At 37.7% G+C, this 25,323-nt stretch carries 18 protein-coding genes; 15 read left to right on the top strand and 3 right to left on the bottom strand.

The annotated features are described in order from the left end of the window. The first annotated feature begins 114 nt into the window (after positions 1 to 114). The 8 genes from GA0061074_RS07200 (at position 115) to GA0061074_RS07165 (ending at position 11,893) form a co-directional block, all read left to right on the top strand. Complete coding sequence (locus GA0061074_RS07200; protein ID WP_092463291.1) at positions 115 to 2,100, top strand: ABC transporter ATP-binding protein/permease; 1,986 nt, start codon at positions 115 to 117, stop codon at positions 2,098 to 2,100. A 296-nt stretch (positions 2,101 to 2,396) separates the two neighbouring features. After that, positions 2,397 to 3,572 (top strand): N-acetylglucosamine-6-phosphate deacetylase, encoded by a 1,176-nt coding sequence (gene nagA / locus GA0061074_RS07195; RefSeq protein WP_092463289.1) that lies wholly within the window; start codon positions 2,397 to 2,399, stop codon positions 3,570 to 3,572. 5 nt (positions 3,573 to 3,577) lie between these two features. Then, a complete protein-coding gene (locus GA0061074_RS07190; RefSeq protein WP_092463288.1) occupies positions 3,578 to 4,282 on the top strand; it encodes a GntR family transcriptional regulator in 705 nt (234 codons plus the stop codon). Between the two features lie 232 nt (positions 4,283 to 4,514). Further along, the gene (rpsD, locus tag GA0061074_RS07185) at positions 4,515 to 5,126 is read left to right on the top strand and encodes a 30S ribosomal protein S4 (protein ID WP_092463286.1); all 612 of its coding nucleotides are present in this window, start codon (positions 4,515 to 4,517) and stop codon (positions 5,124 to 5,126) included. A 241-nt stretch (positions 5,127 to 5,367) separates the two neighbouring features. After that, positions 5,368 to 7,101 carry a septation ring formation regulator EzrA gene (locus GA0061074_RS07180; RefSeq protein WP_092463284.1) on the top strand — a complete coding sequence of 578 codons (1,734 nt, stop codon included), beginning with the start codon at positions 5,368 to 5,370 and terminating at the stop codon, positions 7,099 to 7,101. A gap of 152 nt (positions 7,102 to 7,253) precedes the next feature. Further along, positions 7,254 to 9,830 (top strand): cation-translocating P-type ATPase, encoded by a 2,577-nt coding sequence (locus tag GA0061074_RS07175; protein ID WP_092463282.1) that lies wholly within the window; start codon positions 7,254 to 7,256, stop codon positions 9,828 to 9,830. Between the two features lie 231 nt (positions 9,831 to 10,061). Then, positions 10,062 to 11,354: an adenylosuccinate synthase gene (locus GA0061074_RS07170; protein ID WP_092463280.1), complete on the top strand. Its 1,293-nt coding sequence runs from the start codon at positions 10,062 to 10,064 to the stop codon at positions 11,352 to 11,354. Positions 11,355 to 11,356: 2 nt separating this feature from the next. Continuing rightward, on the top strand, positions 11,357 to 11,893 hold the full coding sequence (locus GA0061074_RS07165; RefSeq protein ID WP_092463278.1) for a phosphoribosyltransferase: 537 nt from the start codon (positions 11,357 to 11,359) through the stop codon (positions 11,891 to 11,893). Positions 11,894 to 11,946: 53 nt separating this feature from the next. Here GA0061074_RS07165 and GA0061074_RS07160 read toward each other — a convergent pair whose 3' ends face one another. From GA0061074_RS07160 to GA0061074_RS07150, 3 genes are all read right to left on the bottom strand, one after another. After that, positions 11,947 to 12,843, bottom strand: a complete 897-nt coding sequence (locus GA0061074_RS07160; RefSeq protein ID WP_092463276.1) for a cation diffusion facilitator family transporter — start codon at positions 12,841 to 12,843, stop codon at positions 11,947 to 11,949. Position 12,844: 1 nt separating this feature from the next. Continuing rightward, a complete protein-coding gene (locus tag GA0061074_RS07155) occupies positions 12,845 to 13,120 on the bottom strand; it encodes an ArsR/SmtB family transcription factor (RefSeq protein WP_159426662.1) in 276 nt (91 codons plus the stop codon). Between the two features lie 87 nt (positions 13,121 to 13,207). Beyond that, positions 13,208 to 14,005, bottom strand: coding sequence for a hypothetical protein (locus GA0061074_RS07150; RefSeq protein WP_092463272.1), 798 nt, complete (start codon positions 14,003 to 14,005; stop codon positions 13,208 to 13,210). A gap of 131 nt (positions 14,006 to 14,136) precedes the next feature. On the opposite strand from GA0061074_RS07150, the gene GA0061074_RS07145 reads away from it, so the two are divergent. The 7 genes from GA0061074_RS07145 (at position 14,137) to GA0061074_RS07115 (ending at position 24,970) form a co-directional block, all read left to right on the top strand. After that, positions 14,137 to 14,562 carry a GtrA family protein gene (locus tag GA0061074_RS07145; RefSeq protein ID WP_092463270.1) on the top strand — a complete coding sequence of 142 codons (426 nt, stop codon included), beginning with the start codon at positions 14,137 to 14,139 and terminating at the stop codon, positions 14,560 to 14,562. Beyond that, complete coding sequence (locus GA0061074_RS07140; protein WP_092463268.1) at positions 14,559 to 15,410, top strand: Cof-type HAD-IIB family hydrolase; 852 nt, start codon at positions 14,559 to 14,561, stop codon at positions 15,408 to 15,410. The genes GA0061074_RS07145 and GA0061074_RS07140 overlap by 4 nt, the downstream gene beginning before the upstream one ends. 104 nt (positions 15,411 to 15,514) lie before the next feature. After that, positions 15,515 to 16,303, top strand: coding sequence for an isoprenyl transferase (locus GA0061074_RS07135; RefSeq protein WP_092463266.1), 789 nt, complete (start codon positions 15,515 to 15,517; stop codon positions 16,301 to 16,303). Positions 16,304 to 16,314: 11 nt separating this feature from the next. Then, the gene (locus tag GA0061074_RS07130; RefSeq protein ID WP_092463264.1) at positions 16,315 to 17,106 is read left to right on the top strand and encodes a phosphatidate cytidylyltransferase; all 792 of its coding nucleotides are present in this window, start codon (positions 16,315 to 16,317) and stop codon (positions 17,104 to 17,106) included. A gap of 109 nt (positions 17,107 to 17,215) precedes the next feature. Next, complete coding sequence (rseP, locus tag GA0061074_RS07125) at positions 17,216 to 18,472, top strand: RIP metalloprotease RseP (RefSeq protein WP_092463262.1); 1,257 nt, start codon at positions 17,216 to 17,218, stop codon at positions 18,470 to 18,472. 99 nt (positions 18,473 to 18,571) lie between these two features. Beyond that, positions 18,572 to 20,284: a proline--tRNA ligase gene (locus tag GA0061074_RS07120; protein ID WP_092463260.1), complete on the top strand. Its 1,713-nt coding sequence runs from the start codon at positions 18,572 to 18,574 to the stop codon at positions 20,282 to 20,284. Positions 20,285 to 20,653: 369 nt separating this feature from the next. Beyond that, the gene (locus GA0061074_RS07115; protein ID WP_092463257.1) at positions 20,654 to 24,970 is read left to right on the top strand and encodes a PolC-type DNA polymerase III; all 4,317 of its coding nucleotides are present in this window, start codon (positions 20,654 to 20,656) and stop codon (positions 24,968 to 24,970) included. The last annotated feature ends 353 nt before the right edge of the window (positions 24,971 to 25,323 follow it).

The raw sequence follows: 25,323 nt of genomic DNA, 5'->3' as shown, positions 1-25,323 counted from the left end.
GGGGCGATTAATGCTCTTTTTTGTTGGATGTCAAGTTTGTTGACGGGTACTTTTAAATAGCGTAAACTAACCAATAATTAAGGTCGCGTAAGCAAAGTACCTGGAGGAGTGTAGATGGCATACTTAGAGTTAAGAGATATTCAAAAGTCGTACTACTTAGGCAAAGAGAAATTTCCTGTTTTAAAGGGAATCAGTTTGGATTTTGAGTTAGGCGAATTTGTCTCAATCTTAGGTGAATCAGGTGGTGGTAAGTCTACCTTGATGAACATTATCGGTGGATTAGACCGAGAATTTGATGGTTCGGTAACGATTGAAGGTCAAACTTTGGATCATCATTTAGAAAATCAATTAGATGAATACCGTCGTGGTACGATTGGTTATATCTATCAATCGTATAATTTAATTAGTCATTTGACAGTTTTAGAAAATGTCTTGGTTTCATTGGAAATGACGACATTATCGCAAGCTGAAAAAACAAAACGCGCTACTGAATTACTACAACGTGTTGGATTAGGTGAACAGATTCGTAAACATCCTAACCAATTATCTGGTGGTCAAAAGCAACGTGTAGCGATTGCACGAGCATTGGCATCAGATCCGCAAATTATTATTGCTGATGAGCCAACTGGAGCATTAGATGCGGAAAATACGGCTGATGTCTTAGAAATTTTGAACGAGATTGCTGCTGAAGGACGTTTAGTTATTGCAGTAACGCATTCACAAGATGTTGCTGATCATGGGACGCGAATTGTCCATTTAGCCGACGGAAAAATTGATAATGATCGCCGGTTGCGTGAACCATTTGCGTTACCTGAAAATGTGGAAAGATTATCTGATCGTCCATTACCAGCTAGTTCATCGTATCGTAATGCTTATAAGCATTTAACGTTTAGCTTTTGGCGTAATTCGTTAATCATGTTAGGAACGGCGATTGGTTTGTTTGCTGTGATGCTATTCTCTGGTTTAGGAAATGGTGTTAAAGCTTACATTAACGATCAGGTTAATTCCTTAGCTAACCCAACGGCCATTACGATTTCGCGTTATCAAGATGATGATGGCAACCAAGGGGTTGGACAAACAACGGTTGGTGCTGGTGGTGTTGATCTTGAAGAGACAACCATTTCGGATCAACAAATGAAGAAAATTCGTAACACTAAGGGTGCTAAGCATGTGCAGCCCGGTTACCAGTTATCAGGTGTAAAAGGGAAGCTAGATGATAAAGATTATAATCTAGGAACTGTACAAACCTGGTCTGCAACTTACCAAAAGAAGTTAGTTAAGGCGGGTCATGTACCAGGCAAGAACGAAATTTTGGTGGATAAGAAAGCTGTTGCTAAGCAATTTGATAAAAAGAATTGGCGTTCAATTGTCGGTAAGCACATTAATGTCACTTGGGTAACGGTTAAAGAAGACGGTAAAACACCAGTCACAATTAACAAGAATCTAAAAGTTTCCGGTGTTATTGATGCAGGTAAGGCCGGTACGGCTAACGTTGTTGATGCACAAACGGTTAAGAGTGCCTATGAAAAAGCAGGTGCTTCAACTAATGCATTGTTTGCCACCGTTCGCGTAAAAAATGCTGATGCAGTTAAACCATTCCAAAAGGCTGTTCAGAACATTAAGGATAGTGATGGTAAGCGTCTCTTCTCTGCGATTACTGTTGGGTCAGTATTAGACACCATTAATACAATTGTGACATTGGCAACTAACGTTTTGGCAGCAATTGCAGCAATTTCATTGATTGTGTCAGCGTTGATGATTATTGTTACAATGTTTATGTCTGTTTCAGAACGTACTAAAGAAATTGGTATTCTACGAGCTCTAGGTGAAAGCAAGAAGGATGTTCGTCGTTTATTTACTTCTGAATCAGTATTAATTGGTTTGGCAAGTTTTGTTTTGGCAGTGGTTTTGGCCTTTGTTGTAGGTGGTATACTAAACCATGCTTTGTATAAGATTGCATCATTCAACATGATTCAAATCACATTTGGAAATGTTATCGTAACGCTAATTTTGGCATTGATTATTTCATTCTTAGCAGCATTGTTACCAGCTCGTCGTGCGGCTAAGTTGAATCCAATTGATGCTTTGGCAGCGGATTAATGATTGATTGTTACTGATAATTAACCAGAAAGTTTTTTAAAGTTTAAAGGAGGTTGGAACAAGAAAATGTTCCGACCTCTTTTTTTAATTAAAATATATTAATTGTAAGCCTATAAGTTTGGTAGCATAAACGCGTTCCATACCAGGTTCAAAACGACTTTTTTCACGCTTTCTCTTTTAGGTAAGTGATGACTAGAAAAATCGGTATAGACCGTGTAAACTTAGAGACAAGTAGAAATGAATTTCAGACGGTCATCATCCGCTTGTGTCGTAGAGAATGAATAAGGGGAATAAACATGAGTAAAGTATTAACACATGCAACTATTTATACAGGAGACGATAATCAACCGCTTCTAAAAGATGCATATATTCGTTTTGATAAGCAGATTGAAGCAATGGGTCTTATGGCTGACTTAATTATTGGGGCTTCTGATCAAATCGTTCGTGCAGATCGTAAAGTTATTGTGCCAGGGTTTATTGACGTTCACACACATGGTGCCTACGGTTATGACACAATGGATGGCAATACGCAAGATGTTATTAACATGGTACATGGTCAGATTTCTGAAGGAATTACATCAGTTTTTCCAACTACAATGACTCAATCAGTAGAAAATATTTCTAATGCAATGGTGGCAATTAATGAGGCAGCCGAACAAGAACCAGCTATTGTAGGTGTTCATTTGGAAGGTCCTTTTATTAATCCACATTTTAAGGGTGCACAACCAGAACAGTACATCATTGCACCCAGTCAAGAATTGGTACAAAAATGGAACGAATTATCAGGGAATCGTGTTCGCTTGATTACTTACGCCCCTGAACAAGCGACAGATGTTGCTGCTTTTGAAGATTATCTAGCTGAAAATAACATTATTGGTTCAATTGGACACTCTAATGCAACGCGTGAATTCTTACAACAAAACTCAAAGGCTAGTCATATTACGCATTTGTATAATGCACAACGTCCAATGGCACATCGTGAGCCAGGTGTAACAGGGCATGCTATGCTAGAGGATAATATTCGTACAGAGTTAATTGTTGATGGTTTCCATGTTTATCCAGATATGGTTAACTTAGCTTATAAATTAAAGACTGCTCATCGCATTGATTTAATTACTGATTCAATGCGTGCTAAGGGACTTGGTGATGGAGAGTCTGAGTTAGGTGGTCAAAAAGTTTGGGTAAAAGACAAGCAAGCCCGTTTGGCTGATGGTACCTTAGCTGGTTCCGTTTTGGAGTTCGATGATGCGTTCCGCAATATGATGAACTTTACTGGTGCAACAGTACATGAAGCAATTCAGATGGCTTCAATTAATCAGGCAGTTGAATTTGGTTTGACGACTAAAGGGGCACTAGCAGTTGGTAAGGACGCTGATTTAAATGTCTTTAGTGCTGATTTCTCTGAATTAACGGCAACGTACAGTATGGGACGTCGTTTTTCTAAACAAGATGGTGTGCAAACAAAGGAGTAAACAAGATGGGTTCACCGGTATATATTCAAATTCATGATGAAATTCATGAAGCAATTGATGCAGGTCGTTGGGTACCAGGTGATCGCATTCCAGCAGAGCGTGAGCTAGCGGAACAATTTGGCGTTTCACGAATGACATTACGGCAAGCAATTATGTTGTTGGTTGACGAAGGCATCTTAGAACGTCGTGTTGGCTCAGGAACATTTGTATCAGAGCAAAAGGTGCAGGAACATTTAAACGGGATCACGTCATTTACTGATTTAATGGCAGATGCTGGTAAAAAAGCAACGTCGAAGACGGTTAGTTTCCATGTTGGACGTGCATCTAGTGCTGAACAGGAACAGTTATTGTTGCAGGATGATGATCGTGTATTACGTATGGAACGTGTTCGTTATGGGGATGGTGAGCCAATTGCATTTGAAGTAGCTGCTATTCCTGAATCATTGGTAACGGGACTGTCACGTCAGGCACTGACTGACTCTTTATATCGTACATTAGCTAAAGAACGTGGCTTGAAAATTGGTAGAGCCAAGCAAATTGTTACAGCTGCTGCTGTTAAAGAAAGAGTTTCAGAGTATTTAGCAATTAAGCGAGGTGATCCGGTTTTAGTGTTGCGCCAAATTACTTACGACACAAACGAAGTGCCGTTTGAGTATGTCCAAACGCAATATGTTGGTTCACGTTTTGAGTTCTATATGGAAAAATCATAAAGTAAAATAACTAATTCTTGTATATTGTTTCGTAATTTGATAAACTATAAAAAGTGTTGAAAACTGCAGCGGGTTGTCCGCAAGCTCGTCAACAATTTACCGACCCGTTTCAATTATGGCGGAGAACACACTAGTAACTGCGCTGCAGCGGTGAACGTTTGGGTGAACTGCACGAATGTGAGGCAACTCTCTAGAATTCAACAAAATAAAAAATTCTGGAGGACATTTTAATATGTCACGTTATACTGGTCCTAAGTACCGTTTGTCACGTCGTCTAGGCGTTTCATTGTCAGGTACTGGAAAAGAACTTGCTCGTCGTAACTACGCACCTGGTGATCACGGTGCCGGACGTCGTTCAAAGCCATCTGATTATGGTATTCAATTAGCTGAAAAGCAAAAGGTTCGTTTTACTTACGGTTTGACTGAACGTCAATTCCACAACTTGTTCTTGAAGGCAGGTAAGGTTCGTAAGGGTACTCACGGTGATAACTTTATGTCATTGCTAGAGCGTCGTTTGGACAACCTTGTTTACCGTCTAGGTTTGGCAACTACTCGCCAACAAGCACGTCAACTTGTAAACCACGGCCACATCTTGGTTGATGGTAAGCGTGTTGATATTCCTTCATACGAAGTTAGTGTTGGACAAGAAATCTCAGTTCGTGAGAAGTCACAAAAGAATGTTTACATCCAAGCTGCTGTTGAAGCACAAGCTGGAACTCTACCATTCGTTGAATTTGATAAGGATACATTGAAGGGTACTTTGGTTCGCGAACCAGAACGTGCCGAATTGGATCACGAATACAACGAATCACTAATCGTTGAGTACTACAACCGTATTGGATAATTTTAATTATCACATTGGTATGTGGTTTAACGATACAAAAAAAGCTAAGGCGTATGTCTTGGCTTTTTTTGTATAATGGGATAATTGATACAACTAAAAGTTAAAAAATGTTAAAGAACAACAAATAAACACTAAACCGTATTAAAAAATAACATGAACGGCGTGTCTCGTGGTACGCTAATCATATTAGAATTCCCGAAAGTTAGGAGCATGGTGACAATTATTCACCAGATACAAGAGTATGACACAGATTGGACATATTGTAATTGGCTTGATTATTGTTGTAGCAGCCATTTATTTGATTATCTTTGTCTCTCAACGATTGACGATGCGTAAGGTTAATAAGTTAGTTCAAAAAAAGGAACAATTAACTGAAATTCCGATGCGTGATCGGTTGATTAAGGGTCGTCAGTTAAGTTTAACGGGACAATCCTTAAAGCAATTTCAACTGTTGGAAGCTAAATATAATCATTTGGAAAAAACAGAATTTAATAGTATTGATTTAAAAGCAAATACCGTTTTGTTTGATTCGCAAGGATTAAACTTTTTAAAAACAGCTCAGGGCATGAAGGAATTACAAAACCAGATTCGTGAAGCTGAAAAGACGATTGACGTTGTAAATCAAGGATTGAATGACTTAGAACAGTTAGATGAGGCTCATAAACAAGCAGTTAAGGACCTTGAAGCAAAGTATCAAGAATTGCGTAAGTTGTTATTGTCGCAAAATTTCTCATTTGGTCCAGCTATTGATAAATTAGAAGAAATTTTAGGATCACTTGAAGAAGATTTTGATGAATTTGCCCGTCTGACTGAAATGGGTGATCATGCAACCGCAGCCGGCATTTATGAAACATTGAGTATGGAAACAAATCAATTAGAACAACGAATTGATCAAATTCCCGCAATCAATACTGAATTGACGGATACTATTCCAGGTCAATTAGCCGAACTGCAAAATGCGTACGATAAGATGTCGGCTGAAGGGTTCAAGTTTGAAACCAATATTGAGAAGCAAATTGAAAATATCAAAGAACAATTACAAGAAACTTCAGAGTTGTTACGTGAACTAACTTTGAAAAAGGCGAACGAAGAAATTGCTAAAATGCGTTCGCAAACTGAGATTTTGTATGAAACTTTTGATAAAGAGGCGCAAGCGGCACAGGTTGTTTGGGAAAATAATGACAAGTTGACAAGTTATGTGGCTCAAAACAAACGTGAGAACCATGAATTGTATGCTCGCTTAGATCGTTTGAATCAAGATTTTGTTTTTTCAAAAGATGAATTGGGACAAATTCGTAGTTGGGAAATTCAACTTGCTAATAACACGATTAATTTTGAAGAATTAAGAAAGCAGATTAATCACCATGAGGCTGTATTTTCTAATTTGATTGGTCAACAAGAGGCAATGATTACGGACCTTGAACGGATTTCTAAAGAACAAACAGGTATGTGGCAAGCTTTCCAAGAACTACCGGGTGTATTTGAACAGTCAAAAAAGCGTGTAACATTACTAACTGATAAATTACGTCTAATTCAACGTTCATTTGAGCGCCAAGGTTTACCTGGGCTACCTGATACCTATTTATCAATGTTTTATTCGGTCAGTGATGAGCTAGAGCGTGTTAAACAACAATTAGGCATGGCACGGGTTAATGTAGATGATGTTTTGCGTCAATTAAGTATTGTGACTGCAGATTTAGATACATTACAAGAGCGTACTGATAGTTTGATTGAGGCTGCAACGGTTACAGAACGATTGGTACGAAAAGCGTTACTATATCGTGATAATCCTGCTGTGGCACAATCAACACAACAAGCTCGTTATTTCTATGAAACGAGTTATGACTATGAGGAGTCAATGAAGACGTTAGGGGTTATCTTGGATCAAATTGAACCAGGATTAACCGACCGCATTGTACAGCAGTATCGCCAAGAAAAAGCGATGCTTCAAGCTGAATACTCAGAAAAAGAATAAATGATGACACTTTATTTGGAACAATTTTGTTTCGATAAAGTGTTTTTTATTATCAAAAAAGTTATGTTTTAACCAAAAACTTTACAAACGGCTATTCTTTTGTTAGTATTTAGTTAAGGAAACGATTATTTTTTAACTAAAAAGGAGAGGCTATGACAGAAAACTTAAGTAAAGACCAAAGTCCGTCGAATGTTGATATAAATAATGGGCTAACGGCTGCGCAAGTCCAAACGGCGAGGGAACAGTATGGGCAAAATGTGTTTAAAGAAGCAGCTAAAGAACCATTGTGGGTGAAAATAAAACGTAGTTTAAGTGATGTGGCAACGATAATCTTGATTATTGCAGCCGTTATTTCGTTAATAACATCGATTATGCAGGGAAACGGCCATTACTTTGAAAGTGTCTTAATTATTGCGATTGTTATTATTAATTCTGTTTTATCGATTTATCAAGAAGGACGGGCCGAAGCAGCTTTAGATTCGTTAAAGAGTTTGGAATTAGCTGAGGCAACTGTAAAGCGTGACGGTCAAATTAAAACAATTCCGATTGCAGACATTGTAGTTGGGGACTTAATGATTCTTGAAAATGGTAAACGAATTTCGGCTGATGCACGTTTGCTAGAAACAACCGAATTAAGAGTTGAAGAATCAGCGTTAACTGGTGAAAGTGATGCCATTGAAAAAGATGAGGATTTTGAATCAACATCAGAAGATGCATTGGGTGATCGTCTAGACCGCGTTTATCGTGGAACTGCCGTTGTTAACGGTCGTGGTATTGCACAAGTAACAGCCGTTGGTATGGATACTGAAATGGGTAAGATTGCGGGTCTATTAGGTGACCAACAACGTGAACAAACACCGTTACAGATGCGTCTTGCACAATTGGGTAAACGATTAAGTGTCATTGCGATTATTGCTGCCCTAGTTGTGATTGGCTTGGGAATGCTTAACGGTGAACCTTTGTTAACACTGTTTATGACAGCAGTTTCATTAGCAGTTGCAGTGGTACCTGAGACATTAATGATTATTGTGACAATTACTTTGGCATTGGGTGTGCAAAAAATGGCACATCGTCATGCGATTGTTCGTCGTCTACCGGCCGTTGAAACATTAGGTTCAGCAACAGTTATTGCATCTGATAAAACAGGTACTCTAACACAAAATAAAATGACGGTTCGTCGTGTATGGGATGCACAAAAAAATGAAATCTTTGATCATGAAGCATTAGAAAATGATTTACCAGATGTTTTGAAATTTGGTGCATTATCAACAAATGTGACGAAGCCTGGCGAAGAAGTTGTTGGTTTGCCAACTGAAATTGCGATGGTTAATGCTTTGGGTGATTATCCAGAATATGAAAAATTGCAAGCAGCATATCCAAAAGTGTTTGAAATTCCTTTTAACTCAACACGTAAGCGTATGACGACGGTTCATAAGGTGTCAGATGGATACTTAGCCGTTACGAAGGGTGCATTTGATGTTCTGTTACCAAAGTTTCCAGAGAATATGCATCATCTCGCAACAGATGTTAACGAGCGATTTGGTTCAAAAGCATTGCGTGTAATTGCTGTGGGGGCAGTTAAGTTAGCGTCAATCAGTGAGGAACCTACTGAAGAAGAAGTTGAGAGTAACATGAAATTGCTCGGACTAGTTGGTATTATTGATCCGCCACGTCCTGAGTCAGCAGAAGCCGTCGCCGAAGCACGTGCGGCCGGTATCAAACCAGTCATGATTACAGGTGATCACGTTGTTACGGCAAGTGCAATTGCTCGAGAAATTGGTATTTTAGGTGATGATGATCGTGCCTTGTCAGGTGCTGAATTACATAAGATGTCAGATGAAGAGCTTGATAATAATGTTGAACATTATGCAGTCTATGCTCGTGTAACACCTGAAGATAAGATTCGTATTGTTAAATCATGGCAAAAACGTGGCGATGTCGTTGCAATGACAGGGGATGGTGTCAATGATGCGCCGGCTCTACGTAGTGCGGATGTTGGGATTGCCATGGGTGAAACTGGAACAGATGTTGCTCGTGAAGCTTCAGCGATTGTATTAACTGATGATAACTTCGCAACGATTGTTCATGCTGTTGAAACTGGTCGTGGTATCTACGGTAATATTCGTAAAACGGTTAATTTCTTGATGAGTGCCAACATGTCAGAAATTGTGATTATTGTCGCAGCTATGCTGTTTGGTTGGGGATCACCGTTGATTGCAACACAACTATTGTTCATCAATCTGGTAGCTGATGGTTTGCCTGGTTTCGCGTTGAGTCGTGAACCTGTTCATGATAACGTGATGAATCAAAAGCCGGTAAGTCCTAAAGCAAGTATCTTTGCAAATGGATTGGCTGGGAAGATTATTGCAAACGTGGTGTTGTTCGCAATCCCAACATTGATTGCCCAGTGGTATGGTATTCATACTGGTAATCCAGAACTTGGTAACACAATGGCCTTTGTTGTTTTGTCACTAACATCAATTTTGCATGTCTTTAATATCCGTAGTGAAGAGTCAATGTTCAAGGTGAAGTTTAGTGCTAACCCAATGTTGGTTATGATGGCAGCATTGGCAGCGTTGTTGACGATTTTGTTAGTTGTTATTCCGGTAACACAAACATTGTTTAGCTTTGTACCATTAACTGGTATGGCTTGGTTGATTACCATTGTTTTGTCATTAGTACCTAATATTTATTGGGAAATTGTTAAAGCGTTTAAAACAAATAAATAATCAAAATTGAGGTATAAGACGTTCGGGTCTTGTGCCTTTTTTATTTGTATAAATAGTAAAAGGTCGCCTTTAATACGATATTTCAAAAAAACAACGATGATTTTCGATTAAAAGTCGAACTTTTAACAGAAATAACATTGAAACGTGGTGAATTTCTTGGTAAACTTAATTAAGTGTTGAAAAAAGTTTATATTGTTCGCTTTTTGCGAATTTAAAAAATAGGAGGCCAGTATGGCAGGGATTGTAGTTGTTGGTAGTCAATGGGGTGATGAAGGTAAAGGAAAGATTACGAACTTTATCTCACAGAACTCTGATATGGTTGTCCGTTACCAGGGGGGTAACAATGCCGGTCACACAATTTATGTAGATGGTAAGAAATTTGAACTATCTTCAGTACCTTCAGGAATTTTTAACCCTGATCGTTTGGCTGTTATTGGTAATGGTGCCGTTGTTAATCCAAAGGCATTGTTAGAAGAATTGCACGAAATTCAAGCACAAGGTGTAACAACTGATAATCTACGTATTTCAGACCGTGCACATGTTATTTTCCCTTATCATATGTTGATGGATAAATTGGCAGATGCTAAAAAGGGTGACGGTAAGATTGGTACAACTGGTCGCGGTATTGGTCCAACTTACATGGATAAAGCTGCTCGTATTGGTATTCGTGTAGTTGATTTGCTTGATGAAGACGTTCTACGTGAACGTTTGACTGATGTATTATCAGAAAAAAATGAAATTTTGGAAAAAATTTATGATCATGAACCATTCGATGTTGAAACATTGGTATCAGAGTATTACGGTTATGGTCAAACATTGAAGCCATATATCGTTGATACTACTGTTTTGATTAATGATTATTTGGATGATGGTAAGCGTGTATTATTCGAAGGTGCACAAGGTGCAATGTTGGATATTGACCAAGGAACTTATCCATATGTAACGTCATCTTCACCAGTTGGTGGTGGTGCAACAGTTGGTACGGGTGTTGGTCCTACAAAAATTGATCGTGTTGTTGGGGTTGCGAAGGCCTATACTTCACGTGTTGGGGATGGTCCTTTCCCAACTGAACTATTTGATGAAGTTGGTGCTCGTATTCGTGAAATCGGTCATGAGTATGGGGTTGTTACAAAGCGTCCTCGTCGTATTGGCTGGTTGGATACGGTTGTTTTGCGCCATGCTGCCCGTATCGGTGGCTTTACTCACTTGTCATTAAACAGTTTGGACGTTTTGTCAGGGCTTGAAACAGTGAAATTAGCTGTCGCTTATGAGTTAGACGGTGAACGCATTTCACATTACCCAGCAAACCTAAAAGATGTACAACGTGTAACGCCAATTTACGAAGAACTACCAGGTTGGTCAGAAGATATTACAGGTATTAAGTCACGTGAAGAACTACCTGCTAACGCTGAAAACTATTTAAAGCGTGTTGAAGAATTAATTGGTGTGCCATTGTATACATTTGCAGTTGGCCCATCAAACGAACAAACCATTATCTTATTTGATATTTGGAACAAGGAGTAAACATGCCTGAAATGAGATTAGCACGAACTATTTTGTCTGTTGATGAGATTGACGCAATGGTCAATCGGGTAGCCGATGAATTGAATGAAGTACTAGTTGATGTTGAACGCCCAGTTTTTATTGGCGTTATGAAGGGCGCTTACATGTGGATGGCTGATGTAATGCGTGCCATGAAACGTGATATTGAACTTGATTATATCGATGTTTCTAGTTATGTTGGTGATCAATCTACTGGACATATCACGATTCAACGTGATTTGAAAGTGGATTTAACAGATCGTACGGTTGTTATTTTAGATGAAGTTGTTGATTCAGGGCTAACACTACGGTATTTAAAAGCAGATTTTGAAGCACGTGGTGCTAAAAAAGTTTATGTTGCTGTTGCAACTGATAAACGTCAATCAGAGTCAGCAGGTGGTATCACACCTGATTTTATCGGTGCGCATGTGCCAGATGAATTCTTGGTGGGATATGGTATGGATTATAATGAGTATTATCGTGGTTTACCATATGTTGCTGTTTTAGAATTAGATAATTAAAAAAATTCGTTAGGTTCACATTACTGAATCTAACGAATTTTTGTTTAGTTAATTTAAATCGTGTTACGCGGTTCATCGGTCAGGTTTTTTTCCATCTGAATAGTTGTATGCTGAATATGCATATCATTTTGTAGCATATAGCCTAGTTGTGATAATAGTTTCATATCACTAGGATCTTCTACAGTCAGATGTACCGTAAGTGCCGTTTCAGTCGTTGATAAGCCCCAGATGTGTAAATCATGCATACCAATAACTTTTGGTGTTGCTAGAATAGCTTTTTTTACAGCTTCTTCATCGACGTTTTCAGGAACACCGTTGAAAATTAAAATAATTGATTGTTTAAAAATCCCCCAAGAAGAAATAATAATAACAATACCAATTAAAATTGAAACTACTGGATCAAGCCAGTACCAGTCGGTTAAGAGGGTTAATAGTCCAGACAGTACAACGCCAAACGAAACGCCGGCATCGGCTAGTAGGTGGACATAAGCCCCTTTAGCGTTAATGTCATGTTCGTGATCGCCGGCTAATGTAAAGAATTTGGCAGCTAGAAAATTAACAATAATACCGATGGCAGATACAATCATGATTAGCGTACCAGCAGGTTCACTAGTGCTATGGAATAATTTATCAATAGCTTCATACCAGATGATAAAAACAGCGACTAGTAAGAATAGTGCATTGATAAAGCTAGCTAAGATTGTCGCATTGTGCCAACCGTATGTATGAGTTGAAGTGGCACGTAGCCCAAAAACGGCGACTGCTGCCCACGCAAGAATTAATGATGCAACGTCACTAATACTATGTAATGCATCGGCAAATAGGGCGGTAGAATTAGCATAGTAGGCGAAAATCATTTCAGCGATAATAAATAACGAATTAAGAATGATACCAGTTAAATATGGTAATTGCCTTTTTGGAACGCCTGCATGCTCATGATGATTATGCATATTATAATTTTTCCTCCAAGTGATTTGACGCTAAAGCAATAATCTCATGGATATGGTTATCTTTTAATACATAAAAGATTTGTTTACCATGACGATGAGAGCTAATAATATCAGCTTGTTTTAACATTTTTAATTGTTGCGATATATTAGATTGCGAATAGCCGGTTAAAGTGACTAAATCGGAAACGTTTTGTTCATGTTGGTCTAAGATCTGTAATATCTTAAGACGCAGCACGTTTGAAAATAACTTAAAAAACTCTGATAATTGTTCATCCATAAATATATTATAAAACGTTAATATGTTTTTTGAAAGAAAAAAGCATATAAAAAAACTCATCTGGCAATGTCAGGTGAGTTTTAAAATTTATAGTTGTTGTAAGAATATAATCATAATGGTTAAAGTTTGCAAAACTGTAAAGAAAGTCATTTGATAACGCTGTTTTAAATTTAGGTTGATTAAAACTAGCCATGTAAAAATAATGATTAGGACGGCTAAAAACATCCACCAATTCCAATCCAATGCTAGAACGTTAATCAATAGGATGATTCCAAATACTAGTGAGGTTAACCGCTTGTTTTTTCCTTTGGGAACAAATAAGCTACTCATAAAGTATAAATAACTAAAGAATAGTGGGAACAGACTTAATAAAAATGGTTGTGTTAAAAAAGTGTTTTGCTGATAAAAAATAACGACCGGCATAACCAGAGCAGCGATGCCTGAATATAAAATCAAACCTAAGATATTTCTTAGGTTTAAGCCAGGAACATTAATCAGAAGTAGTGCAACTGGTAATAACGAAAGCAACATAACTTGTTGGCCAGTGAAATGTTTATATAAAAAGTACAAAAACAATAGTGGTATTAGAATAACAATATAGTTAAACCATTGTGCAAAATTGTGATTAAATGTTAAAAAGATTGCCAATGACAAGATAACGCTGTATGTCAGTAGTAACGGATTGTGTTGGATTTGACCACTAACCAGACGATTAGAATATATTAATGGATAAACCCACCAAACAACGTTTTGTGCAATTACACTGACAAGCATTGAAATCCACGGAATTTTTGCTTGTGAGAAATTGAATAAATGTGATGTGAAGTTCTGTGATGGTGCATGGCGACTCACACGAGAATCTTTAGAATTAGAACTTGGATTCATAATAAAGCCTTTCTAGTTAGTTAATTTCATAATACCCTCTGATAATAATTGTAGCAAATTAACGGTTTAGCAGTGAGTTTGATATAATATTTTGAGTATATTTTTTTGATTTATTGAAATGGAGTAAGAAAATGAGCAAAATCATGGCAATTATCGCTAAATATCGTATGCAATTAATGTATTTAATATTTGGTGGCTTGACAACGGTTGTTAATATTGTTGTCTATACTGGTGCCCGTTGGGTAGATGTAACTATTAATATGTCATATTTGTTAGCATGGTTGTTAAGTGTGTTATTTGCTTATTTAACAAATCGTAAATGGGTATTTGATAGTCAAACGACAGGTTTTGGTAATATTATACTAGAAATGATTAAATTTTTTCTGGCACGGTTAGCAACAGGAGTGGTAGGATATTTAATTATACTATTCGGTGTTCACATCTTGCACCAAAATGATATGATTTGGAATATCATTCAAAATATATTTGTGATAGTTTCTAATTATGTATTAAGTAAATTATTAATATTTAAAATGAAGGAGAAAATTAAAAAATGACGATTAAGTTGATTGCAACGGATATGGATGGCACGCTATTACGTGATGATCGTACATTTGATTATGCACGTATGGAAAATTTGTTAGATGAATTAGATGAACGCGGTATTCACTTTGTTGCGGCGAGTGGAAATCAATATACGCAATTACGTTCATATTTTAATCCAGTTAATCCAGATCGTGTGACATACGTATCAGATAATGGTGCTTTGGTAATGAACCATGAGGAAGTGATTGCTGAATCTTCAATTACTAATGAACAAATCGATCGTGTGATTGATTGGAATAACCGAGTTAATGCTAAGTTAGAGAATTTAATTGTTTTATCAGGTCATAATGGGGCATATGTGTCAAATCATGCAACACCAGAAGTTATTAGCATGGTTAAGAGTTTTTACCCTATTGTTCACCAAGTAGAAAAGTTTAAAGAAATTGAAGATAATATTTTCCGCTTTACTTTTGTTTGGCCACAAGGTGTTGATGTACATCAGTATATTCAACAATTACGCGCAGAGTTTGGTGAAGAATTGCATACAACCGGTTCTGGATTTGGTACAGTTGATATATTGGCACCAGGTGTTAATAAGCGAACAGGTTTAGAACAATTAGGTGAAAAATGGGATATTAAACCAGAGGAAATGGCCGCTTTTGGTGATAATGGTAATGATTTGGAAATGTTACGTTATGTTAAATATCCATTTGTAATGCCAAATGCGGAAGACTTTATGAAAGTTCGTGTTGATAATTTAGCTGTTAATGATAATAATCATAATGGTGTTTTGGATACGATAGAAGCACTATTAGCGGGTGCTTTTGATGATAATGCAAGTAAAATTTTTGATAAATAACTGATAATGTTAAAATGTTTTGCGACAACCTGGTATAATGTATAAGATTATGATTTGCAAAATAATTAATAATAGAAAATTATCAAGATACCGGAGGGAAAATCGTGTTTTTTAATGACCGACATGAGAAGCATGTTGATACGCAATCAATTGAATTGGATAGTGAACGAATTCCAAAGCATATTGCGATTATCATGGATGGTAATGGCCGATGGGCAAAAAAACAGAATCTACCACGAGTTTCTGGCCACCAGCGTGGAATGGAAGTTGTTAAAGACATTACTAAAGCTGCCAGTGATTTAGGTGTAAAGGTATTAACTTTATATGCTTTTTCGACAGAAAACTGGAAACGTCCGGATACAGAGGTTGGCTTTTTAATGAAGTTACCTGGTAGATTTTTTGACACGTTTGTTCCTGATTTAATTGCTAATAACATTCGAGTAAATGTAATTGGCTATATTGATCAATTACCTAAACATACACAAAAGGCAGTTAATAAGGCAATTGAACAGACTGCTAATAATACAGGTATGGTATTAAATTTTGCGTTAAATTATGGTGGACGGGCTGAAATCGTTTCGGGTGTTCAACAAATTGCGCAACGTGTTTTGAAGGGCGAAATAAAACCAGAAGATATTGATGAACATTTAGTTGATCAATCAATGATGACATCATCACTAGAGTATGCAGATCCGGATTTGTTGATTCGTACGAGTGGCGAAGAACGCTTATCTAATTTTTTGCTTTGGCAAGTTGCATATGCTGAATTTGTTTTTGTTGATGAACACTGGCCAGAATTTACGCCGGCTGTTTTGAAACGAACAATTATGACTTATCAATCACGTCATCGTCGTTTTGGTGGTTTAGCAGAAAATAAAAGTGATCAGAAATAGGAGATGAAAGAATGAAAACACGGGTAATTACGGCAGTCGTTGCGTTGGTGATTTTTATACCAATTTTAATTGCGGGTGGTATTTGGATTCAAATAGCCGCTTCTGTATTAGCAGCAGTTGCAGCTTCTGAAGTAGTTTTAATGCGTCGTACATTGTTGGTAGATTTTGGTGCTGTACTAACAATATTAGGCGCCATTGTAATGACGTTACCAACTAGTATCTGGCATGAACTTAATTTGCCGGTAACATTACAACGTTCTTCATTGTTGTACATTTTTGTTATTTTGATGTTATTACATACGGTAGTTGCACGTAACAAATTTAATTTTGAGGATGCAGGTGTCTTCACGTTAACGATGATATATGTGGGATTAGGTTTTGGTATGATGGTTTCAGCACGAGCTGCTGGTCTTGATACTCTAATGTATGCCTTTTTGATTGTTTGGGTAACAGATTCTGCAGCTTATCTAGTGGGACGTAAGCTTGGTAAGCATAAGTTGACCGCTATTTCACCAAATAAGACTTGGGAAGGTTCAATTGGTGGTAGTGTGATTGCTGTTGTATTGGCAGCAATTTATGTTTATTTCTTCCCACAACGTTACAACTGGGGTGTGATGCTTCTTATTAGCATTGTTTTGTCAGTTGCTGGTCAGTTTGGTGATTTGATTGAGTCATCTTTAAAACGTTTTTATCACGTGAAGGATTCGGGAAATGCTTTGCCTGGACACGGTGGTATCTTAGATCGTTTTGATTCAATGTTGATAGTATTACCATTGATGTACTTGTTGGGTGTTTTTGCATAAATAAAATGATATAAAGGATCGATGGTCATCATCGGTCCTTTTTCAATAGTACCGTGTAAGGGATTTTTATTGTATACTAACCCTACTTGGAATGGGGATGGAGAAAAGAATGACAGCAATTATTACATTTATTATTGTGTTTGGCGTTATTGTAATTGTGCATGAATTTGGGCACTTTTACTTTGCGAAAAAATCGGGCGTCCGTGTGCGTGAGTTTGCCATTGGTATGGGACCCAAAATCTTACAAACACAACGTAATGGTACAACATATACGTGGCGTATTTTACCAGTGGGTGGTTATGTCCGTATGGCAGGTCGTGGGGATACGGACACAGATCCAATTCAACCTGGCATGTCAGTTACAGTTGTTTTGGTAGACAATGTGGTCACTAAAATTAATTTATCCGAACAAGAGGAGTTGGTTGGTGGACAGGTCATTACCGTTAACCGAGTTGACTTAGTTGATGGCATGTTCATTGAAGGTTATTTGGCTAATGATAGTCAGTTAGTACGATTGACTGTCGATCATGATGCTTCAATTATTGAACCTGATGGGACAATGGTATTGGTTGCTCCCCGAGATACACATATTGAATCAGCAAAATTATGGCAACGTGCGTTAATTAACTTTGCAGGTCCATTCAATAATTTCATTTTGACGTTAGTATTGTTTATCGGGTTAGCGTTTACTTTGCCAGGTGTATCAACAACGACGATTGATCAGGTAACAAAAGATTCGCCAGCAGCCTTAGCTGGCTTGCAACATAATGATGAGATAAAGGCCATTAATGGTAAAAAAATCAATTCATGGCAAAAAATGCAAAATACAATTCAACCGTTAGCAAACCAAAAAGTTGCGATTACGTACGAACGCAACGGCAAAACGAAACATGTCACAATTAAACCTAAGGGGATAAAAAATGGTGGCATGGTTATTGGTCAGGTTGGTGTAACGTCAAAGCAAACTAATGCGTTGACGGCTCGTGTACGTTATGGGTTCCAAATGACTGGTCAATCAATGACTCAAATATTCAGGGCAATTAAAAACTTAGTACAAGGCTTTTCACTAAATAAACTTGGTGGACCGGTTGCAATTTACAAGAACACATCGGAAGTTAGTCATATGGGCTTGTTGGCCGTGGTTTCATTTATGGCATGGTTATCGGTCAACTTGGGGATGATGAACTTGTTGCCAATTCCAGGATTAGATGGTGGTAAGTTATTGTTCAATGCGGTTGAAGCGATAATTAGGCGACCGGTACCTGAAAAGGCTGAATTAGCCGTCACGTTAGTTGGTGTTGGTTTATTATTTGTCTTGATGATTGCTGTAACGGGTAATGATATATTACGTTATTTCATTAAGTAATTAACCTGCTTGAAATGTAGTGCATAGACAAATGTGTTAAGATAGAAAAAGAATTTTAATGCGTCGATAAAACGCAAAGATTAGGAATGGGTATAAATCATGAAACAATCAAAGGTTTTTATTCCCACATTACGTGAAACACCAGCAGATGCAGAAGTAATTTCACATCAAATGATGTTACGTGCGGGATATGTTCGTCAAGTGACGGCAGGGGTATACGCTTATTTGCCATTAGCGCAACGTGTATTAAATAAAATTACGGCTATTATTCGTGAAGAAATGGAAAAAATTGACGCTATTGAGATGACAGCGCCAGTTTTATTGCCAGCTGAATTGTGGCAAGAGTCAGGTCGTTACGAAACGTACGGTCCTAATTTGTTTAAATTACGTAATCGTCATGGTCGGGATATGATTTTGGGTCCAACGCATGAGGAAACAATGACAACGTTAATTCGTGATGATATTAAGTCATATAAGCGTTTGCCATTGACTCTTTACCAAATTCAAACTAAGTTGCGTGATGAAGATCGTCCACGCTTTGGTGTTTTGCGTGGTCGTGAATTTATCATGAAAGATGCTTATTCATTCTCGATTGATGAAGCTAGTTTGGATGATACTTACAAGAAGATGGAATCAGCCTATATTAATATTTTTGATCGGGTCGGTTTGGATTATCGTGTCATTGTTGGTGATGCCGGAGCAATGGGTGGATCAGATTCCAAAGAATTTTCAGCACCTGCAGCAGCTGGTGAAGATACAATTGCGTATTCTGATCAATCAGATTATGCTGCAAACCTAGAAATGGCTAAAGATTTATACGTACCAAATAAGTCGCATGCACCATTAGCTGATTTGCAAAAAATTGCAACGCCAGAAGTTGGCACAATTGATGAATTGGCTGAGTATTTGCAGATGACACCTGACCAATTAGTTAAGACGATGTTCATGATGGCTGATGGTCAACCTGTTATGATTTTGGTTCGTGGTGATTTTGAAGTTAACGAAGTTAAAGTACAAAATTACTTGCATGCTGATGAATTACGTTTGGCTACTGAAGAAGAAACACAACGTTACTTAAACGCACCGTTTGGCTCATTAGGCCCTGTTGGTGTTGGCGAAGATGTAAAAATCATTGCTGATGAATGGGTAACTGATATGGCTAATATTGTTGTTGGTGGTAATGAACAAGGCTTCCATTATCTAAACGCTAATGTTGATCGTGACTTTAGAATTGATGAAGTTGCAGATGTACGTGTTGCGCGTGAGGGTGATTTATCAATTGATAACAAAGGTCATTTACAATTTACTAAAGGAATTGAGATTGGCCACATCTTTAAGTTAGGTACACGTTATTCTAAAGCAATGGGTGCACAAGTTTTGGATTCTAATGGTCGTCAAGCTGATGTTATTATGGGAAGCTATGGTATTGGAGTTTCTCGTTTGCTTGCAGCCATTGCAGAACAAAATGCTGATGAGAAGGGACTATCATGGCCTGCTAGTGTTGCACCATGGGATGTTCATTTGGTACCAATTAAGTACAAGAATGAAGAACAAGCTAAGTTAACAGACGAGTTGCATGATAGTTTGACAGCAGCCGGCTATGAAGTGCTTTTGGATGATCGTAACGAACGTCCAGGTGTTAAGTTTGCAGATTCTGATTTAATTGGATTACCAGTTCGCGTTACTGTTGGTAAGAAGGCTAGCGAAGGTATTGTTGAAGTAAAGCTACGCAAGGCTGATGAAGCAATTGAAGTGCGCGCTGAAGAACTTGTTTCAACACTACATGTATTTTTAAATGGTGACAAAGATTAATCATTTATAAATCTTTATACTTGTTTTAAGATTTTAGATTTATAGTATAACTATCGATGAGGGATACAGAGATATCACATCGATGCCCATAATGATTACTCATAACCTAGCAGGAATGCCCGTTCCTGCAACTACTCCTTAAATTGGTATATTTAATATACCTTTTATAATCAATTAGACGCCCATCTAATTTGATTACGGTAATGACATAGTATGAGTGCTATTCATTACCAAAAGAGGAAGCAACTTGCCCGTTGCTTCCTCTTTTTTTATGTTCAATAAATCAATTAATCGTTTTGTTATTTTTATCTTACGAGGACAATGTATAATAGCAATAGATTAAAAAATTCATGAAAGGGGCAATAAGTGATGGCGTTAAACCCGCAAGAACAATTTCAAGTATTGTTACGACAGTTACAATACGAGGAGGTACCAAACATCTTTCAAGATGCAAGCCTCACAAAATTAACAATACATAAGCAGTCACGCATTTGGCAGTTTCATTTGTCATTGCCTGAGTTGCCTGACGTGTCAACATTAGCAATGTTGATTGGTAAATTACAAACGACTTTTGCTAATATTGCAACAGTTAATTATGAAATTAATTTGGTGAATCAACCAAACTTAACCCAAGTTGTCGATTATTGGGGATGGGTACTAAACCAACATCAAAATGAACCTGGTGCATTCCAAAGAGCCTTCAATCAGGTAATGCCAGTAATTAATAATGATCAATTAGTCTTAAATTTTGCATCAACGGCATGGAGTAAATATGCAACGCAAACCGGATTGCCTCTTATTCAAAGCACTTATCATCAGATAGGAATTACTTCGGAATTACCATTTACGGTAAATGTTGATGAACAACTTGTAGCAGAATCACAAGCAGCCGCTATGGCGCAACGCGCTTCGCAAGACGAACAGCTATCGCAGATAGCGCATGTACAAATTGAGCAAGCAGCTAAACAACGTAAAAGTGTTAGCCACAGTGGGTCAAATGGCGGTAGCAATTATTTAGGACGTAAAATTGCTAGTGACGCTGACGTTACTGATATGATTGATATTGTCGATGAAGAACGTTCAGTGGTTGTGGAAGGTTACATTTTTGATGCTGAAGTCAAGGTCTTAAAGTCGGAACGTCAGTTATTAACGATGAAAGTAACTGATTATACCAGTTCATTTGTTTTGAAGAAGTTTTCACGCGATGATGCTGATATTGAGTTCTTTGAGAACATTAAGGCTGGTATGTGGATTCGTGCGCGCGGTCCGGTTCAACAGGATGATTTCTTGCATGATTTGACGATGATGGCATATGATATTCAAATCATTAAGCATCAGCCACGTCTTGAGACCTATGAAGGCGATCGTAAGCGCATTGAATTACACACACATTCATTAATGTCGACAATGGATGCTACTAACGGTATCAAAGACTATGTTAAACAAGCCCATGACTGGGGTATGGATGCCATTGCAATTACTGATACTGCTGGTGCACAAGGTTTCCCGGAAGCAGCTTCGTCTGCAGCTGACAATGACATGAAAATGATTTATGGTGTCGAGGTTAACTTGGTTGAAGACGGTGAGCCGATTATTTTTAATCCCGCGCATATTGAACTCAGTAATGCAGAATATGTGGTATTTGACGTGGAGACGACTGGATTATCAGCAGCTTATGACAAGGTTATTGAATTATCAGCCGTCAAAATGCAAAAAGGTAATGTGATTGCTGAATTTTCTGAATTTATCGATCCTGGTTTCCCATTAAGCCAAACAACAACGAATTTAACATCCATAACAGATGATATGGTCCGTGGGTCAAAGTCTGAAGAAGAAGTATTTACGGCTTTCCGTGAATTTTATGGCGATACAATTTTAGTTGGTCATAATGTCACTTTTGATATGGGCTTTATGAATGAAGGTTATGAGAGACACGGGATGGGTGCGATTACGAACCCGGTTATCGATACTTTGACGCTAGCCCGTTTCTTATATCCACATATGCGTTCATATCGTTTGAATACATTGGCTAAGCATTTTGGTGTGCAACTAGAGCAACATCACCGTGCTATTTTTGATTCGGAGACAACAGGTCACTTGAATCGTATTTTCTTAGATGAAGCACGTGATTCGTATGGGATTACGTATGCCGATCAGTTAAATGACCGTATGACAGAAAATGATGCTTGGCGTCATGGAAGACCAAATCATGCCGTTGTGTTGATTAAGAATCAATTAGGGGTTAAAAATCTTTATAAAATGATTTCTGAATCAAACGTGCATTATTTTTATCGCAATGCCCGTGTGCCACGTTCATTATTAAATAAATATCGTGAAGGGTTACTACTAGGAACAGGAGATACTTCTGGTGAATTCTGGGAAGCATTGATGCAAAAGGGCTACGCAGCAGCTAAAGCTAAAGCAAAATATTATGATTATATTGAAATTCAACCTTCAGCTAATTATTTACCAGAAATTGAAGGTGAATTAATTAAGGATGAAGCCCGACTACGTGAATTAATGATGCAGGCCGTTAAGATTGGGGATGAGCTGAATAAACCAGTTGTTGTAACGGGAAATGTGCATTATTTAAATCCAGAAGATGCTATTTATCGTAAGATTTTAATTAGTTCACAAGGTGGTGCTAATCCGTTAAATCGCCATAGTTTACCTGAATTGCATTTACGTACAACTCAAGAAATGTTGGATGATTTTAGCTGGATGGGGTCTGATTTAGCGCAAAAGATAGTTATTGATAATACACACGTTGTTGCTGATATGATTGATGACGTTGAGGCGATTAAGACGGGAAATTATCCGCCTAACATGCCAACTGCGAATGAGGAAATTCGACAAAAGTCATATGAGACTGCTTATCGGATGTATGGAAATCCGTTGCCACAAATTGTTGAGGCACGTGTTGAACAAGAATTGAATTCTATTATTAAGAATGGATTCGCGGTTATTTATTTGGTTGCACAACGTTTGGTAGCTAAATCAAATAAGGATGGTTACTTGGTTGGGTCTCGTGGATCAGTTGGATCTTCTTTGATTGCGTTGTTGATTGGAATAACTGAAGTGAATGCTTTGCCACCACACTATCGTAGTGTGAATGGTGATTATGTTGAATTTGTGGATCCAAGAGATTATGAATCAGGTTATGATTTACCAGAAAAATATAGTCCAATTGATGGTTCTAAGTTAATTGGGGATGGACATAATATTCCGTTTGAAACTTTCTTAGGATTCAAAGGAAACAAAGTTCCCGATATTGATTTGAACTTTTCGGGGGATTATCAACCGTTTGCGCACAATTATATGAAGTCACTGTTCGGAGAAAACAATGTGTTCCGTGCTGGAACAATTGCGACGGTTGCCGATAAAACTGCGTTTGGTTATGTTAAAGCGTATGAACGTGATCATGATAAGCAGTTTAGAGGAGCTGAGGTGGAACGTTTAGCTATGGGTGCAACTGGTGTTAAGCGTACGACTGGTCAACATCCAGCCGGTATTTTGATTGTTCCAGATGATATGGAAATTTATGATTTCACACCAATTCAGTATCCTGCAGATGATTTGTCAGCAACTTGGCGGACAACTCACTTTGATTTCCATTCAATTCACGATAACATTTTGAAAATGGATATCTTGGGGCATGATGATCCAACGATGATACGTGCGTTACAAGATATGTCTGGTATCGATCCAACGACTATTCCAATGAATGATCCTGGTGTTATGAGTCTTTTCTCATCACCAGAAGTATTGGGTGTCACAGAAGACCAAATCTTTTCTAAGACTGGGACTTTGGGTGTGCCGGAATTTGGAACGGCCTTTGTCAGGGGGATGTTGGAAGAAACACATCCTAAAAACTATTCTGAATTACTACAAATTTCAGGCTTGTCTCATGGAACTGATGTTTGGCGTGGTAATGCTGATGAATTGATTGAACGTGGTGTTGCGACAATTGGAACGGTTATTGGAACGCGTGACAAGATTATGACCGACTTGATTAACTATGGTGTTAATCCGGAGTCATCTTTCCAAATTATGGAGAAGGTGCGTAAAGGTAAAGGAATTGCGGATAATTTCCAAGCTGAAATGCGTGCAGCCGGTGTACCAGAGTGGTATATCGAATCTGGATTGAAGATTAAGTATATGTTCCCTAGGGCGCACGCAGCGGCTTATGTTTTAATGGCGTTACGTATTGCCTATTTCAAGGTTTATTTTCCAACGCTTTACTACGCTGCTTACTTTTCAGTTCGCGCTAGCAATTTTGATATTGTTTCAATGTCTCATGGGTTGAATAGTACAAAAGCTAAAATAATGGAAATCAAACATCAAGGAAATGATGCTTCGGCAAAAGATAAGGATCTGTTAACAGTCCTTGAAATTGCTAATGAAGCACTTGAACGTGGTATTGATTTTAGTATGGTAGATTTGTATAAATCAGATTCTGAGGAATGGTTAATTGATGGCAATACATTAATAGCACCATTTAATTCAGTTCCTGGGTTAGGTGACAACGTTGCTAAAAGAATTATTGCAGCACGTGCAGCTGGTGAATTCCTTTCAAAGGAAGATCTGGCACAACGTGGTGGTATTTCTAAAACATTGATGCAGTTCTTAGATGATAATGGTGTATTGAATGGCATGCCTGATGAAAATCAGTTAGCGTTGTTTTAGTTGATACGATTAAAAATTAAACTTATAAGTAAAAAAGCTAAGGTAGATGGGAGTCTGCCTTAGCTTTTGTTGTATTAAAAGGGTGTTTAAAGTGGATTATTTAGCATGTTTCTACGTTTGTTTTGAAAAAGTGTTGACTTTGTATGAAATGATGTGTAATATATATCAAGTCGGCAACGGCATTACATTAATTCAAATCAAATCTGTTAATATTTATTTTCTAAAAAGATGTTGACAAATTGATATGACTTCTGTAATATAGATTAAGTTGTCAACGAGACAACGACGTTGATCATTGAAAACTGAATATCGTTTCGATAGAACAAATGTGTAGGGTCTTCAAGCATTAAGCT

The organism is Weissella bombi (assembly GCF_900094835.1).
In the GTDB taxonomy this organism is placed as follows: Bacteria; Bacillota; Bacilli; order Lactobacillales; family Lactobacillaceae; genus Weissella; species Weissella bombi.
This window is presented reverse-complemented; position numbering and strand designations above follow the sequence as displayed.

Coding starts and splice junctions, on each gene's coding strand:
- GA0061074_RS07155 (WP_159426662.1), bottom strand. CDS start 13,120: ATGGATGAACAATTATCAGAGTTTTTTAAGTTATTTTCAAACGTGCTG.
- GA0061074_RS07120 (WP_092463260.1), top strand. CDS start 18,572: ATGAAACAATCAAAGGTTTTTATTCCCACATTACGTGAAACACCAGCA.
- GA0061074_RS07160 (WP_092463276.1), bottom strand. CDS start 12,843: ATGCATAATCATCATGAGCATGCAGGCGTTCCAAAAAGGCAATTACCA.
- GA0061074_RS07150 (WP_092463272.1), bottom strand. CDS start 14,005: ATGAATCCAAGTTCTAATTCTAAAGATTCTCGTGTGAGTCGCCATGCA.
- rpsD (WP_092463286.1), top strand. CDS start 4,515: ATGTCACGTTATACTGGTCCTAAGTACCGTTTGTCACGTCGTCTAGGC.
- GA0061074_RS07180 (WP_092463284.1), top strand. CDS start 5,368: ATGACACAGATTGGACATATTGTAATTGGCTTGATTATTGTTGTAGCA.
- GA0061074_RS07130 (WP_092463264.1), top strand. CDS start 16,315: ATGAAAACACGGGTAATTACGGCAGTCGTTGCGTTGGTGATTTTTATA.
- nagA (WP_092463289.1), top strand. CDS start 2,397: ATGAGTAAAGTATTAACACATGCAACTATTTATACAGGAGACGATAAT.
- GA0061074_RS07115 (WP_092463257.1), top strand. CDS start 20,654: ATGGCGTTAAACCCGCAAGAACAATTTCAAGTATTGTTACGACAGTTA.
- GA0061074_RS07200 (WP_092463291.1), top strand. CDS start 115: ATGGCATACTTAGAGTTAAGAGATATTCAAAAGTCGTACTACTTAGGC.
- GA0061074_RS07145 (WP_092463270.1), top strand. CDS start 14,137: ATGAGCAAAATCATGGCAATTATCGCTAAATATCGTATGCAATTAATG.
- GA0061074_RS07175 (WP_092463282.1), top strand. CDS start 7,254: ATGACAGAAAACTTAAGTAAAGACCAAAGTCCGTCGAATGTTGATATA.
- GA0061074_RS07190 (WP_092463288.1), top strand. CDS start 3,578: ATGGGTTCACCGGTATATATTCAAATTCATGATGAAATTCATGAAGCA.
- rseP (WP_092463262.1), top strand. CDS start 17,216: ATGACAGCAATTATTACATTTATTATTGTGTTTGGCGTTATTGTAATT.
- GA0061074_RS07165 (WP_092463278.1), top strand. CDS start 11,357: ATGCCTGAAATGAGATTAGCACGAACTATTTTGTCTGTTGATGAGATT.
- GA0061074_RS07170 (WP_092463280.1), top strand. CDS start 10,062: ATGGCAGGGATTGTAGTTGTTGGTAGTCAATGGGGTGATGAAGGTAAA.
- GA0061074_RS07140 (WP_092463268.1), top strand. CDS start 14,559: ATGACGATTAAGTTGATTGCAACGGATATGGATGGCACGCTATTACGT.